This window comes from Paenibacillus sp. RC84 (assembly GCF_041260495.1).
Taxonomy (GTDB): domain Bacteria; phylum Bacillota; class Bacilli; order Paenibacillales; family NBRC-103111; genus Paenibacillus_F.
Map to the genome: position 1 here is coordinate 109,143 of NZ_JBGBYL010000007.1, position 15,972 is coordinate 125,114.

General features: G+C 50.0%; 16 protein-coding genes. 13 read left to right on the forward strand and 3 right to left on the reverse strand.

Annotated elements, in window-relative coordinates:
- Positions 1-219 precede the first annotated feature (219 nt).
- A complete protein-coding gene (locus ABH899_RS17010; protein ID WP_369998487.1) occupies positions 220-1,668 on the forward strand; it encodes a catalase in 1,449 nt (482 codons plus the stop codon).
- A gap of 255 nt (positions 1,669-1,923) precedes the next feature.
- On the opposite strand, the gene ABH899_RS17015 is transcribed toward ABH899_RS17010, so the two are convergent.
- Positions 1,924-3,189 carry a cytochrome P450 family protein gene (locus ABH899_RS17015; RefSeq protein WP_369998490.1) on the reverse strand — a complete coding sequence of 422 codons (1,266 nt, stop codon included), beginning with the start codon at positions 3,187-3,189 and terminating at the stop codon, positions 1,924-1,926.
- Between the two features lie 240 nt (positions 3,190-3,429).
- Between ABH899_RS17015 and ABH899_RS17020 the strand changes: the two genes are divergently transcribed.
- From ABH899_RS17020 to ABH899_RS17035, 4 genes are all read left to right on the forward strand, one after another.
- Entirely contained in the window at positions 3,430-4,053 is a 624-nt protein-coding gene (locus ABH899_RS17020; RefSeq protein WP_369998492.1) for a TetR family transcriptional regulator, read from the forward strand.
- Between the two features lie 104 nt (positions 4,054-4,157).
- On the forward strand, positions 4,158-4,637 hold the full coding sequence (locus tag ABH899_RS17025; RefSeq protein WP_218231061.1) for a cysteine hydrolase family protein: 480 nt from the start codon (positions 4,158-4,160) through the stop codon (positions 4,635-4,637).
- Positions 4,638-4,928: 291 nt separating this feature from the next.
- Positions 4,929-5,831, forward strand: coding sequence for an SDR family oxidoreductase (locus ABH899_RS17030; protein ID WP_218231060.1), 903 nt, complete (start codon positions 4,929-4,931; stop codon positions 5,829-5,831).
- A 213-nt stretch (positions 5,832-6,044) separates the two neighbouring features.
- Entirely contained in the window at positions 6,045-6,605 is a 561-nt protein-coding gene (locus tag ABH899_RS17035; RefSeq protein WP_369999041.1) for an NAD(P)H-dependent oxidoreductase, read from the forward strand.
- An 80-nt stretch (positions 6,606-6,685) separates the two neighbouring features.
- Here the strand turns inward: ABH899_RS17035 and ABH899_RS17040 are convergent, their stop codons facing one another.
- Positions 6,686-7,042: a winged helix-turn-helix transcriptional regulator gene (locus ABH899_RS17040; RefSeq protein ID WP_369998495.1), complete on the reverse strand. Its 357-nt coding sequence runs from the start codon at positions 7,040-7,042 to the stop codon at positions 6,686-6,688.
- 206 nt (positions 7,043-7,248) lie between these two features.
- Here ABH899_RS17040 and ABH899_RS17045 point away from each other — a divergent pair, with 206 nt between their 5' ends.
- The 5 genes from ABH899_RS17045 to ABH899_RS17065 all read left to right on the forward strand — a co-directional run bounded on the left by ABH899_RS17045 (position 7,249) and on the right by ABH899_RS17065 (position 11,292).
- Positions 7,249-8,073, forward strand: coding sequence for a MerR family transcriptional regulator (locus ABH899_RS17045; RefSeq protein WP_369998498.1), 825 nt, complete (start codon positions 7,249-7,251; stop codon positions 8,071-8,073).
- A 38-nt stretch (positions 8,074-8,111) separates the two neighbouring features.
- Entirely contained in the window at positions 8,112-9,134 is a 1,023-nt protein-coding gene (locus ABH899_RS17050; RefSeq protein ID WP_369998500.1) for a serine hydrolase domain-containing protein, read from the forward strand.
- A 198-nt stretch (positions 9,135-9,332) separates the two neighbouring features.
- A complete protein-coding gene (locus tag ABH899_RS17055; RefSeq protein WP_218231056.1) occupies positions 9,333-10,094 on the forward strand; it encodes an SDR family oxidoreductase in 762 nt (253 codons plus the stop codon).
- A 71-nt stretch (positions 10,095-10,165) separates the two neighbouring features.
- Positions 10,166-10,744, forward strand: a complete 579-nt coding sequence (locus ABH899_RS17060) for a TetR/AcrR family transcriptional regulator (protein WP_218231055.1) — start codon at positions 10,166-10,168, stop codon at positions 10,742-10,744.
- Positions 10,745-10,848: 104 nt separating this feature from the next.
- Positions 10,849-11,292, forward strand: a complete 444-nt coding sequence (locus ABH899_RS17065; RefSeq protein ID WP_369998505.1) for an SMI1/KNR4 family protein — start codon at positions 10,849-10,851, stop codon at positions 11,290-11,292.
- Positions 11,293-11,450: 158 nt separating this feature from the next.
- On the opposite strand, the gene ABH899_RS17070 is transcribed toward ABH899_RS17065, so the two are convergent.
- A complete protein-coding gene (locus ABH899_RS17070) occupies positions 11,451-12,527 on the reverse strand; it encodes a leucine-rich repeat domain-containing protein (protein WP_369998507.1) in 1,077 nt (358 codons plus the stop codon).
- Between the two features lie 257 nt (positions 12,528-12,784).
- Between ABH899_RS17070 and ABH899_RS17075 the strand changes: the two genes are divergently transcribed.
- From ABH899_RS17075 to ABH899_RS17085, 3 genes are all read left to right on the forward strand, one after another.
- Positions 12,785-12,946 (forward strand): hypothetical protein, encoded by a 162-nt coding sequence (locus ABH899_RS17075; protein ID WP_369998510.1) that lies wholly within the window; start codon positions 12,785-12,787, stop codon positions 12,944-12,946.
- Between the two features lie 293 nt (positions 12,947-13,239).
- Positions 13,240-14,019, forward strand: a complete 780-nt coding sequence (locus ABH899_RS17080) for a class I SAM-dependent methyltransferase (protein WP_369998513.1) — start codon at positions 13,240-13,242, stop codon at positions 14,017-14,019.
- A 264-nt stretch (positions 14,020-14,283) separates the two neighbouring features.
- Positions 14,284-15,948 carry a DUF6138 family protein gene (locus tag ABH899_RS17085; RefSeq protein WP_369998516.1) on the forward strand — a complete coding sequence of 555 codons (1,665 nt, stop codon included), beginning with the start codon at positions 14,284-14,286 and terminating at the stop codon, positions 15,946-15,948.
- Positions 15,949-15,972 lie beyond the last annotated feature (24 nt).

Here is a 15,972-nt window from a genome sequence, read left to right on the forward strand (position 1 = left end):
CATCTTTAAAATCCATAAATGAGAGAAGAGGATCGCTCCCCGGAGTGATCCTTTTTATCGATAGCCGTCTATGGGCATTTCCGGAGCCGGGCGCGTGCCGCAGCAGAAGATGAAGTCATTGTCGTTCCCGGACAGATGGTACAGGGGTATAAATGCTCCATTGCTCCACATATACAATAAGGTATCCGGAAAAATGGACGTGTGGGAGGGACAATGATTATGGAAGGAAACAACGGACGGTTTCAATCAGACGCAACATCACCGCGCAGCGGTTCTCCGCAGAGATCTTCAGCGCAGCATGTACCCAAAGAGCATGCTCCTAGAAGTCACATTCCTGCGCAAGGGGCGGGGAACATACCGGCAGCATTCCATTCACAGACGATAGGCGAAAGAGGTCCGGTACTCGAACAGGACAATATTTTACACGAAACACTGGAAACCTTTGTACATACAAAAATTATCGAAAGGCCGGTGCACGTGAAAGGCAATGGAGCCTTCGGTTACTTTCAAACCGTCCATTCCATGGCGGCCTACACCAAGCTCTGCTTTTTACAAAGCCCCGGCCAGCAGGTTCCCGTCACCGTGAGGTTTTCCCTCGCCGTAAGCAATAAAGGCACCCCGGATACTTCCCGCAATGTGCGCGGTTTCTCCACCAAGTTTTACACGGAGCAAGGTGTTTTTGATTTGCTCTGCAATCATATCCCCGTATTTTCCGTACGGGATGCCATTCGTTTTCCGGAGTTCGTTCAAGCCTTTCTGCCCTCGCCGGTAAACAACCTGATCGATCCGGAACGGATGTGGAGCTTTGTCGCCAGAGCGCCCGAATCCACTCATTTCCTTGTCCGGCTCTACTCGGACGCGGGTACGGTCAAGAGCTTTCGCCATATCCCGGGTCATAGTGTAAACACCTATGTGTGGAGAAACACGCAGGGCGTCCGTACCTACGTAAAATACCACTGGATCCCGTTTGCCGGCGTGCAGGTGATAGACCGTCACGAAGCGGCCCGATTGAGCGAGAATCCGGATCTTGCAGGCCAAGATTTATTCGATACCCTGGCAGCGGGCAGCACCGTTGAATACGGGCTGCATGTACAGCTTATGAACCCGGACGACGAGGCCAAACTTCCTTTTGATCCGCTGGATGATACCAAGGTCTGGGACGAGAGGCAATATCCTCTGGTGCCGGTAGGCCGGCTGATACTGAACCGCAACCCGGACAACTATATGGATCAGGTGGAGAAAATTGCTTTCTCGCCGTCCAATCTCTTGGATGGAGCTGAGTTATCGGACGATAAGTTGCTGCAAGGACGCGCGAACATTTACTGGGATTCTCAGCGCCGGCGGTTGGGGACGGATTTCCGCAAAATCCCTGTCAATCATCAAGAAAATTGGTCGCCCGATTCCCTTGTGACCAGCGGCAGCGGCAGATATGTGGAAGGCCGTCTCGTGCGGACCGATCTGTCCGAACCGGATAATTTTACACAGGCCGGCCAGTATTATCGCGCTCTGCCTCCTGTACAGCAAGAGCATCTGGTGGATAACCTCTCTGCCGATCTTGCCGGAATATCCCGTGAAACGCAAAGCATTGTCTTAAGCTATCTGTACCACGCCTCGGCGGAACTGGGAGAACGGGTTGCCCGGCACATTCAAATGCAGACTAAAGGATAAATCCCCCAAAAATGAAGGGCCCCTCAGGGCAGCACGCATGGTTGGACCTGCTTAGAGCACAATCTGTTTTATAAAAAGGATAGATGTTCTTGTCTTAGACACCGGACAAGAACATCTATCCTTTTCCGTATAACCGGCAGCATTCTCTATTTCAGGCAAATCACAGAGGCGGAGCAGGGAAGGAGAAGCTGTACGATTCCGCGTCAGCCAAGACCAGACTCCGCCGTCCCAGTCATTCGTGCAATCGTTGTATTGTCAAAAAGCGACGGGAAGGGAGGTTATCCCCTGCGAGCTCAGCGTGAAACTCCAGGCGACGCTCTCCCGCGGGACGTTGAGCCGCAGATTAGGCAAGCGCCTTAGCAGGGTGGTAAAAGCAATGTCACCTTCCACACGGGCAAGCGGAGCCCCCAAGCACATATGGATGCCTTGTCCAAAGGCGAGATGGCGATGGATTGTACGAGTGATATCGAGTTCCTCCGGCTGCGTAAACTGATTTTCATCGCGGTTCGCTGATTTCAACACGGGAATGACGATATCGCCCTTCTTGATCGCCTGTCCGGCAAGCTCGAGATCTTCCGTTGCAAAACGCGGTCCGGCTATGGTGGCAGGTCCATTGAAGCGCAGCAGCTCTTCGACGGCGGAAGGAACCAGGCTAAGATCGGATTTGAGTTTCTCGAGCTGCCCCGGATGATCCAGCAGGGTGAAGGCTCCGGTGGCGATCAGATTCGAGGTTGTCTCATGGCCGGCAAAGATCAATAACGTGATCATCGAGAGCAGTTCCGCTTCGCTGAGCCGGTCTCCCTCCGATTCCATCTCGATCAGCCGGCTGATCAAGTCATCGGCAGGACAGCGGCGTTTGTCGGCCACAAGCTGCGCGGTGTATTCGCCGAAGGCTCGCAGATGTTCATCGACCCCCGGCTCCCGTCTTCCGAGACCCAGGCCGTGCGCGATGGCCGCGGACCAGACATGGATTTGCTCCCGGTCAGCTTCCGGCACTCCGAGCATATCGGATATGACGTTGATCGGCAAAGGATAGGCATAGTCTTTGACGAGATCCATCTCGCCTTGATCCTGCACCCGGTCGAGTAATTCGTCCGCAATTTCCTGCACGCGGGGACGCAAGCCTTCCATGTATCTTGGCGTGAAGACTTTGGACACCAACCCCCGCAATCTGCGGTGATCGGGTTCATCGACAGAAAGCATGGAACTTCCGGTAAAGAAGGTAGGAGGAGCGGAAGGGTCCGGATTGCCGCCGGCTAAAGTTTGCCTGATATCGCCGTGTCCGTCGATGGTACTCGGATCGACCGTAAAGCGGGTATGATCCTTGAGTACCCGCATCGCCTCTTCCATACGCGTCACCATCCAGGCCTGCTTGTCCGCTCCCGCCACCGGGAACGGGACAGAAATAACGGATCCCATTGCCCGCATTTGCGCAAATATCGCGAAAGGGCTTTCATCGCTTTCGCCGCTAAACAAGCTGAGTGCCGATTTCTTTGGTACGATTGGATCCGGATTATTCATGAATACCATCCCTTCGCTAGAGCCTTTATTTTAAAAAAAGGAAACGGAGCCTCCAAAGTCAACATGTCCGGGTGCGGAAATCACGACAGTAAACCGAAAACCGCGGAGTCACGTCCGGACAAAATGTCAACGACGGATTCATTGCGTGTTTTCACAGTCTTGCCTTGTAAATTGTCTTTCCAAAAAGTATAATGTCACTGAATGAAAAATGTCAATGAAGGAAGAATTGGGGTGAATAACATGCAATCATTTCCAAATGTGGATGCGCGGCCGGAAAGCTTGCGGGAACGCAAGAAACGCCAGGCACAGGCTGCCATTGAAGAAGCGGCGCTCCGGCTTTTTCAGCAAAAGGGCTACGAACAAACCTCCATCCAGGACATAGCTGATGCGGTGACGATGTCTCCGCGTACTTTTTTTCGCTATTATGCGTCCAAGGAAGAGGTCCTCTCCGGGCTCATTCATACCATACAGAGCGACGGTGTCCGTACGCTCATGCACGTTGCGTCAACGGTATCGCCGCACACTGCGCTGCGGGAAGTCTTCGGGTATCTGGCGGGCAGGTATCAGGAGCAGCGGTCCAATCTATTCATCCGCCATCAGATAGCCATGCAAACCCCGTCCATCGCTTCCTTGTTTCTGTATGCGCTGCTGGAAACCGAGCCGGCCATCTGCGAAGCGGTTTGCTCCCGCCTCGAACCGGCAAGGGACCGCAATGAGATGCGCTTCCTGGTCGCGGTCTATATGGCGGCATTACGTGTCTCCCTGGAAGAGTGGCTGGAGGATGAGGAAAGCCGTGATCTCGTCTCCCTGCTGTACAGCCATCTGGACTGCTTCTCTACCGAGCCGAAGCGGACCGATGAATGAACGCTAGTTTGCTTGTATAGAGGTACTGCAAATGGATGTACAACTCTTACCTGGTTTTGGTATAGTGAAGAAAATAATACGACTGAATGCGAGGAAGTGAAGCGATGACTATTGCACTTTTAATCGTCGATATGCAAATTGATTTCCTGCAAGACCGTCCGGTGGCAACCGCAAGCGCGTATATTAATCATACCGCTCAAATTTTACGTTCCGGTGGACATCAAGTCATTCATATCCAGGATGTAGAAGAGGCCGGAACGATTAGTCCGGAACGGCTCGAGTTCATTCCCGAGATTCAAGTGGAGAAAGACGACCTTGTCGTGAAGAAGACGTTCTCCAATGCTTTCTGGCAAACGGATTTGGAACAAATTCTGCTTGACCGCCAGATCGGCCTTGTTGTGATAGCAGGCTTTGACGCGGGGAATTGCGTCTTATTTACCTACAATGGCGCGATTGAGCGCGGGTTTAAGGCCGCTATTTTACAAAATGGAATTTTGAGTGCCAAAGAAGATCTTGTTGCCCTGACATACCGCGATCGGCATGTGATTTCCTATCCGGTCATTGAGTTCATGGTTCAGTCATAACCGGCAAGAAAGGTACAAATTCGAACATCCGCGAAACCGCGGATTTTTTTATTTTCAGGGAGAAAATTTCGGTATTTTATTCCAATCGGACCGTATTCAACGGGAGCCTCGCAAAGGCCCCTGTCGTTGCGTGGAACAGGGGCATAAAAAAGGAAACGTGGTGTTAGCTGTGCGGCAGGATTCTTTGAGGGTACCGTTTAAATGTCGCCGATCCTGGTTACAAAGAAAAGTGTCGGACACTTTTCAGACCCTGCCGATCGATACAGATAGGACCAAGAGGAGGACTTCACTATGCCTGAACAAGATCAATATAAAGTGCAAGATCCAACCGCCCAATATCCGAAGCCGACACCTGAATGGAAGCAAAAGCAGCCTGAGCCGGGTCTCCAAAAGAAAATGACTCCCGTGCCCGATGCAGGGGAGACAAGCTACCGCGGAACCGGACGATTAACCGGACGCAAAGCAGTGGTGACGGGAGCCGACAGCGGAATCGGCCGTGCGGCGGCGATTGCTTTTGCCCGTGAAGGTGCCGACGTGCTGTTGTCTTACTTGCCGGAGGAAGAGGCGGATGCGCAAGAGGTCGTCAAACTGATCGAAGAAGCCGGCCGTAAAGCCATTGCTTTTCCTGGCGATCTGAAGGACGAGCAGTACTGCGAACAGTTGATTGCGACCGCGATAGATAAACTGGACGGAATCGATATTCTTGCCAACGTGGCCGGCATGCAGCAGTTCGTGGAGAACATTGCGGATCTGACGACCGAACAATTCGATGCCACTTTCAAGACCAATGTCTACTCTCTCTTCTGGCTTTGCAAGGCCGCGGTCAGACATATGAAGCCGGGCGGCTCCATCATTAACACGTCCTCCATTCAAGCGTATAAACCGTCCCCGATTCTTTTGGATTATGCGACTACGAAATCCGCGATTAATACCTTCAGCAAAGCCCTCGCACAGCAGGTAGCGAGTAAGGGCATCCGGGTCAATGTGGTGGCGCCGGGCCCCGTATGGACGCCCCTGCAAGTTGCGGGCGGACAACCGACCGAGAAGCTGGCGGAATTCGGTACGAATACGCCGCTCGGCCGTCCGGGACAGCCTGCTGAAATGGCTCCGGCTTTTGTCTTCTTGGCCAGTCAGGAATCCAGCTATATCAGCGGGGAAACCCTTAACGCTAACGGCGGTACGCCAACGCCTTAACCGTAGCGGAATTCATGTTCAAACCGTTAACTAAAAACCTTTCCGGTCTTAATTAAGATCGGTAAGGTTTTTTTAGGTTCAACAACGAACGGACCAACAAGAACCCGCCACACTCACCTTTATGTAAGTACCTGTACTAAAAGTGCATACTTACATATTTGTAGGCTGGACTCTATACTCAAGAAGTAAATACACTTTTAGGAGGAGAGCACTCTGAAAACTCTTGTTATCGTCACACATCCGAGCCTGGAAACATCCGTCATTAATAAACGCTGGGTAGAAGAACTCACAAAATACCCGGAAAAATATACGGTACACGAATTGCATAAAGTTTATCCTGACGGAAACATAGACGTGGAGAGAGAACAGCAGCTGATTGAATCGCACGGCAACCTTGTTCTGCAATTCCCTGTGTATTGGTTTAATTGTCCGCCTCTTCTAAAAAAATGGCTCGACGATGTTCTTGCTTATGGCTGGGCCTATGGTTCTAACGGCGATAAATTAAGGAATCGCAAAGCGGCTTTAGCAGTTTCTGTCGGAATTAAAGAAGAAGACTACAGGGAAGAGGGGAAGTACCGCTATACGCTTGAACAGTTGCTAACCCCTTTTGAAACGACCTTCCGATACTGCCATGCGGACTATCGTTCGTTCTATGCGTATTACGGTACAGAAACCGAGCCTGGCGAAAATGAACCCGGTGCGGAAAAAGAACCGCCGGCTAACAATTTGGATAAAAGCGCACAAAAGTATGTGAGTTTTATTGATCATCTTTAAGAAGCAATTATATTGAACTATAAAAAAGAAGTATTTCCTCAGGGGAGATACTTCTTTTCTTACGAACTAATACCTTTTGCCTACCGCTGTACAGCCTGGGGATCGGGCAAATTGTTCTCGCCCCACTCGCACATCATGTTCAGCAGCGGAAGGAGAGAAAGGCCGCGTTCCGATAAAGAATACTCGACTTTAGGAGGAACTTGAGGGAATTCTTTGCGCAGGATAAGCCCGTCTGCCTCCATCTCTTTTAACATGATACTTAAGGTTTTAAAAGAAATGCTTCCGATGCTTCGCTTCAGCTCATTATGCCGCATCACCTTGTTCTCGGCCAGCCAATACATAATGATCATTTTATATTTACCGCCTATTAAAGACAACGTATAGCCAAAGCCGGTGTCTTTTAGTGCCACGCCGGAGGGAACACAAGTTTCACGCATGAATTACACTCTCCTTTGGGTGAGTATAGGACATAAATAGGGATACGATCTAATAGAACATTATGCTATCTTTTGGAAGGAATGTAAAGGCAGACGGCTTTTGCGGTTGACTTTGCCCCTAGGGTAAGCTGTACAGTGAAGGTGAACAAAGCAAGGATAATCAGACCGTATCGTTCGTAAAAAACAAGAAAAAGGGAGGTGACCTCTTGCTGTCGATTGGGGAGTTCTCGAAGATTTGCGAAGTGTCTACAAAAACGCTCCGGTATTATGATGAGATCGAATTAATTCATCCGGATGAGATTAACCCGGAGAACGGGTATCGATATTACTCCATCCGGCAGCTTAAAAAGATGCTTTTGATCAACCGGTTGAAATCTTATCACTTTTCTCTGGAAGAAATCAAAACCATGCTGGAAACGGAAGAGGATCAATCCGAAGAAAAGCTTTGTTCCGCCCTTCATCGCAAGAGAAAGGAATTACAGGAAAAGCTGACTGCTTTTGAATACACCCTAAACCAGATAAGCACGGATATTTTAAACGTACAGAAAGGCATCCCCATTCTGTCCCACCTGGACCGGATAGAAGTGGAGCTCGTTGAAACCCAGCCCATGAATATCCTGTATACGCGTCAAATGATGAGCCGGGATGACTTTGTTCGAGGATACGAGAACTATTTTGGCAAGCTGTATGAAAAGATCGCGGTTGAAAAACTCACCCTGCTTGGTACGCCAATGACCATTTATCACAGCTCTGAATACAATCCTGCCGGCAATGATACAGAGTTTGCCATCCCGGTAGGAGAGTTCGTAAAGGGAACACGGGACTTGCCCGGAGGTCTATGCGCGAAGTCCGTTCTGGAGGGGGCTTATTCGGAATTGACCACGGTGTATGCCAGACTGATGGAGTGGGTCGAGAATGAAGGATATCAATTGGTAAGATCCCCTTACGAAGTGTATGTAACCGATCCCACTCAAGCCGAAGATTCCGGTGAACTTGTGACCGAGGTATATTTTCCTGTAAAGAAAAAATAGCAGAAAGACCTGACATTATCTTTGGGGAGGTATCTATCGTGCAAAAAAACGACTGGCCGACTGCAGAATGGCAAGCCGCAGACCCGGCGCTCTTAAGAATGGACCCTGAAAAGCTTGCAGAGCTTGAACCTGTCATCCGATCCGAGTACAGCAATATAAACGGTGTGGTTATCGTGAGGAATGGAGCTATTGCCTGCGAGAGCTATTACAACGGCTATGGCCCTGAAGATACGCATCATATGGCATCGGTAACGAAAAGCATCCTGTCCGCCCTCATTGGCATTGCCATAGATACCGGTTTTATTAAACATGTGGACCAGAAGGTCCTGGATTTCTTCCCCGAATATGTTTCCGATGCCGCCGATAGCCAGAAACGGGAAATCACCTTGCGCCATCTTCTCACTATGACGGCTCCTTATCCATTCGAGGATTGGCACGAACCGCTGGACAAGATGTGCATGCAGCCTGACTGGGTAAAGTATACGCTGGATATGCTGGGCCAAAAAGGGGAAATCGGAACTTTTAAGTATTCCACCGCGGGGGCGCACCTGCTGTCAAGCATCCTTACTCGCAGCACAGGAAAAAGCGCCCGTGAATTCGCCAACGAACGATTATTCAGACCCATCGGCATGAAAGAGATCCCGGATTATGAAATGGAATCATTCGGGTTCGAGGACTTATTCGGGAAGAAGGTAAGAGGATGGGTTCAAGACCCGAACCGGATTTCCACCGGAGGATGGGGACTTACGCTGACTCCCCGTGACATGGCGCGTTTCGGTCTTCTATATTTGAACCGTGGCTTATGGAATCATCATCCGATTATTTCCGGGACATGGGTGAACGAATCCACGGCAATGAACGCAAATAATTACGGATATTTATGGTGGTTACGTGAAGAGGACGGGGTCTATGCTTACTCGGCAATAGGGGACGGGGGGAATGTCATTTGTTGTATCCCGGGAAAAGACCTGGTCGTGGCAATTGCATCCGAATTTGTCGCTCATCCCCGGGACAGGTGGACACTGATCAAGGATCATGTGATCCCGGCTGTGTTAGACTAGTCATTACCGCCAAGCTGTAAGACAATACATAGAACATGCTTAACGCTTCTCCTGATGGGGAAGCGTTAAACATCGTTGTGCAGAAGCCAACGGGTGAATCTAAACCAAAGCGTGGCTTTCGTTATTTGACATAGCCGCTTAAGCATCCCTATAATTTAAATGAACACCTGTTCAATAACTCCTTTGGAGGGAATCCACATGAGACTGGAAGGTAAAGTGGCGGTCGTCACCGGCGCCGCATCGGGCATGGGCAAAGCGATTGCCGAGCTGTACGCGAATGAAGGAGCAAAAGTCGTCGTTTCCGATTTGAATGTCGAAGGCGCGGAAGCGGTTGCATCCGGTATTAAGGCGAACGGCGGCGAAGCGACCGCGGTAAAAACCAACGTTGCCGACCTGAATGATATTCATGCCATGATCGACACGGCTGTCACTAAATACGGCACGCTCGATATATTGGTTAACAATGCCGGTATTATGGATAATATGGCGGCAGCGGGCGACGTGGACGACGAGAGATGGGATCTTATTTTCGACATCAATACGAAAGGCGTTATGCGTGCGATCCGTAGTTCGATTCCGATCTTCCTGGAGAAAGGGAAAGGCGTTATTATCAATACGGCTTCGACAGGCGGTTTCAGCGGAGCGCATGCGGGCGCCGCTTATACGGCTTCCAAACATGCCGTCATCGGCCTCACCAAAAACACGGCCTTCATGTACGCGCAAAAAGGCATTCGCTGCAATGCGATAGCACCGGGCGCTACGATGACGAACATCGCTTCGACGATCACCAACGTGAACGAGTTCGGCGCTTCGCGAACGAAGGTAACTCAAGGCGTTATTCCTCGTGTCGGGCAAGCGGAAGAGATCGCACAAGTGGCCCTGTTCCTCGCTTCCGACGAATCGAGCTTCGTGAACGGCGCGGTTATCGCCGCGGACGGCGGCTGGACGGCAGGTTTCTGACGGCGGCGGGACTTTAAAAGCTGCAAGCAGCCCGGCTGGTTGCAGCTTTTTTTATAAGGAGAACAGCTTCTATGAATGAAACCGATTTAAGAGTGATAAAGACGAAGAAAGCGCTGCATCAAGCACTCCTAGCCTTGTTAAAAACACAATCGCTCGAAGCGATCACCGTATCCGCTCTCTGCCGCGAGGCTGCCGTAAACCGGGGGACTTTCTACTTGCATTACACAGACATCGGGGCTTTGTTCGATGAGCATCTCCATTTCTTGCTCCAAGATTTGGAGGATTCGTACAACGAGCCTTACCGCCATGTGGTACATGTAAACCCGAGCGAACTCGATCCTTCGACGATTCGTATCTTCCACCATGTGAAGAAATTCCAGCCGTTTTACGAGATTGTATTCGAGAAAAAGTCGCCGCTGGCTTACTATTATTCCTTGTTAGCGAAAATAAAAAGCCTGATGCGGACTAACTCGCAGGTTTATCCTTTGGAGGATAGAGATCTCTCCCTGCTGGTTGCTTATCAGGCCAACGCGATTATGGGCTTGCTCCTCCAATGGAGTGAAGACGGCTTTGCCCGCAGCCCGGAGTATATGAACAAACAGCTCACTTATTTTTTAAGGAAACCCGATAAAGGTTCGTTCTCCGAATAAACTTCAGCGGACGGGCATGTATGATTTGATCACCTGAAAAAATTCGGCCGGATGCGGTGGACAGCTTGAACCGCAGCTGATTCGGCAGGGAAGGGGATGTACCTATGAAAAAGGCGTTAATGGAGAGATTAAAGGCTTTCCTTCACCGGGAGGATAATAGCACACTGGCAGGCAGTCCGGCGAGCCAACAGGAAGTAGCTCATGCACAGCAGCAGTTGGGCGTAACCTTTCATGAGGATTATGTGCATTTTATCCGGACGTTTGGGGGAGCGTATGCAGGTCTTGCGGTGTATGCGTTTTCTAACGGCTCCAGTCTCGGAAATGAAACGGTTGTCGATTTGACGCTGGGGTACCGGGAGCAATTCAAGGAGCTTCCCTTAGCAGAGGTTTTGCGAACCGGCTATGTCATCTCAATGGATGGTTCCGGTAATCCGATTATCATCAATCAGTCCGGACAGGTCATCTTCTGTGATCACGATACCGGGGAGATCAAGTTATTGGCGGATTCCTTCGAAGCGCTGATCGAAGAACATTTTTATGAGTGGTGAGTTACAGATGCCCTAATAGGTTTCATAGACGAGCTGACTGTTCATTTCATGCTTGCGGTTAAATATGGCGTAAATGTACAGATGTCCGGCCGGAGACTCGCCTGCATCGTTGCCTATCCGAAAGGCGGCGTCTTTATCGAATACGAGCTCGGACAGGACTAATTCGGAACATCTTCGTCAGGATGTGTATGTGCAATAAGGTCTGCTGCCTGCTCATGAAGCTGATCCAATCGTTCCCAGGTCTTCTTGATCACCGGTGACAGACGTTTCATATCCGCCTTGGTGGGTACATCGGCTCTAACGGATAGTTCCTTGTCCTTATAACGAAGTGCGGTTTGATAGGAACAAAACGAGCTGTCGTATTGAAAAGTACCCATTCCTTTGACCGTATGATCCGGCTCAACGATCAGATTATCGGCATAATCCAGCCGTTTCAGCATCGGATTACAACGAGTATGGAGTTCCGGGAGTTTATTTTCCGAGCAGTAAAGCTCGTTCAAAAGCGGATTGTGACTGAGATCCAAGCTTGTAAGATGATTCTGGAAGCATCTTAAACTTTCTAAAACCGGGCACTGAGATACGTCCAATTGCTTCAAATGATTGTTGTTGCAGCGTATTTCAACGAGGCCGGCGCCATCTTGTATAATCAATTCGATCAAATAATTGCTTCCGCAATCCAGGTACATGAGGGATGCATTCCGCTTCAGTTCCAAATTGAATAGGGAATTGTAGGAGCAGTTAAGTTCCTGCAGATTGGGGTTTTGCTCTACATGTAAGTCTGAAATCATGTTCCAGCAGCAGATCAACTTGGTGATCATAGGATTGCGGCTGACATCCAGGTTCCTAAGCCGGTTAAAGCTGCAATCCACCGCTTCCAACTGCACATTGGCCGTCAAATCTAGGGAATAAATCTCGTTGTTGCTGCAGGACAGCTCCTTCAGTTTCGAGTTATGGCTCGTATCCAGCAGATGAAGGTTATTTCTCTTGCATTCGAGTCGTTTAAGGTGCGCATTTTGGCTGATGTCAAGTTCCGTCAAGTTATTAAACGAGCAATCAAGCTCCTCAAGAGAAGTGAAGTGTTCAAGCCCTTTCAGACTGGAAAATTGCAGATTCGCAAGCTGAAGGGAGACGATTCCTTCCACATCGCCTGTTTGAATCCGACCGGGATTCTCGCTAAAATGGTCCAGAACATACGTTTTAAAACGTTCATCCATGAAATCTTGGGTAATATCCATGACAAATCTCCCCGCGATATGGTTTTTCCGTTCATTCGGCAAAAAGCCTTGTTATGCGACAAACTTTAACAGCTATAAAGTAATCTATTTCCAACATTATTGCAAGTCTGGGCCCATCTATCAAAATTGAAATTCACTGGAGCACTATCCCTACGGATGTAAGCAAGGTATATAAGAAGTTCTTCGGAATCTTCTTGACAGGTTCGCAGAATCGAAGCTATTATAGATTCGTAAAGTCTTTAACTAGAGTGAAGACAATGAACTGTTCGAAAGCGGCGAACGATGCCCTCAGCGAGGATTCGCGGCCCGTTATCCAACAGGCGATGTTCACTGCCGAGGAAGCCATGGAGCGGCATCTGAAGAATACCAAAATGATCGAGCTTGTGAGGAAGAGACGCGATGGAATGGCATCTGAGTAACATCGTAATGATCTGTTTGCCGATCAAGCTGCATCGTCTTTGTTAGTACACAAAGGGCAATGTTAAGCCTTGCTTAATTATGGATATAAAATATCTGTGAAGTCAATGAAATGCTTTGTTACCGGTGCGTCGGGCGGGACTACCATGTGGAGTATACGCAGCCGGGGATTCTGTCTATGAGATGCCTTCCCGATTGATTTATACCGCAGCCTCCGGCAGCAAAGAAGCGTTGGCCGCTGTTGCGGACCTCACGGAAGAGAATTGCCAATCATACAAAAAAGGAGACAAAGCCTATGTGCAGCGAACCATCTAACAACCACTGGAACTCGAAAGCGTATCAGGATAATCCGGATTTCGTCGTCAAACCGGGAGCGGAAGTCTTATCCCTGCTGCTGCCGCAATCCGGAGAACGAATCCTGGACGTAGGATGCGGGACTGGGGACCTGACGGCGAAGATCGCAGCCGTGGGAGCGGTACCCACAGGTATCGACCTATCGGAGGAGATGGTGAGGAGGGCCGGACAGAAGTATCCCGAACTGAATTTTCAGGTGGAAGACGTTTGTCATTACCGGACAGATGTCCGATATGACGCTGTGTTCTCCAATGCGGTTTTGCATTGGATCAAGGATGCCCCCGCTGCCGCCCGCACCATCTGGCTGGCCCTCCGGGAGGGAGGCCGATTCGTTGCCGAATTCGCCGGCAGAGGCAATGTTGCCGCGCTGACCACGGCCATGGAGCAGGAGCTGGAAGCTCATGGTTATACGTGGGCGGGACGGAGTCCGTGGTATTTTCCCACGATCGGCGAATACGCCAGCCTGCTGGAGCAGACCGGCTTTCGCGTTATGCTGGCTCAGCACTTCGACAAGCCCACTCCGCTTAAGGGAGATATCGGAGTCAGGAAATGGCTGGACAGTTTCGCCGATTATTTCTTCCGGGACGTCACCTTAGCTGACAAAGCGTCCATCTACCGTGCTATCGAGGCAAAGGTTAAACCGCACCTCGTCCGTGAAGGTCAATGGATGATGGACACAAGCCGGTTACGCATCGTCGCCGTCAAGGAATCCCTTGATTGAAGTGATGCCGCCCTACGGGCCTTCATACCTCCCGGATTACAAACGGTCAGGAGTGAAGAAACCGGTGAACGCATAAGTACAAACTCAGCGTCGGCATCGGTCGAAGCTAAAAATGCTGCTTCTTCATAAACGCTTTATATAGTTTTTTTCTCAGTAAAATTCATCTTTGTCCTGATACTAGATGTTTTCGTATGGTAAAATAAAGTAAATATCCTTGATTAGAAGGGATTTTACGGTAGCCATATAAAGGAGCATCAGAGGGACATGGATCTTACTCTAGAAACGATTCTGGACGAAATGAAACGGCAAATCGATAAATGGGCGGCCTATATTAGCGATAAGGACGCGGACCAAATCGTGAAGCGCACTTCGCTTCAGGTAGGCATTCACGATTACGCTCTGCTGGAATACGCCAAGGGCAGAGCGGACGTGTCGGATAAGGAACTTGACTTTACAGTGCCAGGAGCTGCGGCCAGACGAGGTGATTCCGCGGAAACCCTGACAGAGGAACAAGTGAGGGAGAGGATCGTTCCTGAACTTGCTGGTTATATCGGGCAAACATTGGACGCTCTGACGCCTGCGTTAATTGATTATCATTTTACCTTCACTGGAAAATTCCGGACGAGGGAAGGCGAGGTCCGCGTTCGTATTTACGAATACGTCAACGAGACGAAGAAGAAACAACTGCTGGAACGAATCTCTTTCTACATCGAGAAAAAGCTCGAAGCGGGAAACTATCCGACCAAACCTTTGGAGACTTTTTTCCTCTCCAGACATCTGCTTGACGAGCGGCTGTTTCCGAACATGGATGTCGGGCGGATCATTTCTCTTTTCGAGAAGATTCAACAAGTGAATAAAGGGAACAAACATCTTGCCGAACATCGGAACTACCTGACAGTGGCTTTGCGGAATTGGGCGGAGGATCAATGGCTGCCCCGTTATTTTGATCAGGCAGGGACACAGTTCCAGCAACAATATAAGAAAAAAAGCGAGGCTTGGCTGGAAAATACCGAGCAGGGTCCGATCGAGCTTATCATTTATGCCGCAATCTTGATTCTGAAATACGAACCCTCCTACAGCAGAAGCACGGGGCTGGCTATGTTGGATTGCGCGATCGAGCTGGGAAGTTCCAGGGCAAAACGTCTTACTGTGGAAGGCAGCGGTACATACGCCAAGGAAGACGTCTGCTTTCGCGACGAAGTGGCGGAATGTACAGCCAATGATGTGTTTGCCGAGGTGACCCTTGTTATTAAGCAGGAAACGGAGGAGAGCTACGGTCGTGCGCTCCGGTTTCTGACTCGCTTGTTAAGCCTGGGCTTTCCCAAAAGCTATCAAATCAAGCTGAAATCCGGTCTCAAACAATGGCTGCCGATCAAAGGGCTGGCCAAGTCGGGAACACACCTCTTCTTCGCTCAAGCCTTGGAATATCCGAATTTGCATCCCTTGCTGGAGGCGTACGCCCGAGCGGCGATGGAACCGTTCGAATGGTATGCGGATACGGAAGGGGAAAAGAATTGCATGCCCGGCAGCTATGCCGTCTTCGGCCTCGGATTGGCGGATCGGGCCTATTTTCCGTTAGTTGAAGATTATATGGGGAAAATTGACGAAGAACACCAGTCCGTTCAGAACCACTTCACAGTCGCTCTGGCCGAGCGGCATGGCGTTAACGCGGAGACAATTCCTACGCTCGTGAAATGCATGCTGCACAGCACGGATTCGATGAAGCTGAAGATCAAAGCGGATATGGAAGACGATACGCATCTCAGAGTGCTGCTTGAACAGGTTCGCGGCCTTCAGTCCTATGAGGTGGCGCATATCAATTATTTGATCTGGGGCAGAACAGATAAGTTGAAGAAAATGGCCGCCAAGGAGGAAGGGGATCGTCGGCAACGGCTTTCCGAGCTGCTGCAGCTCGCCGGCCACCAGTAATCATCGTGCTTTACTCCCAGTTAA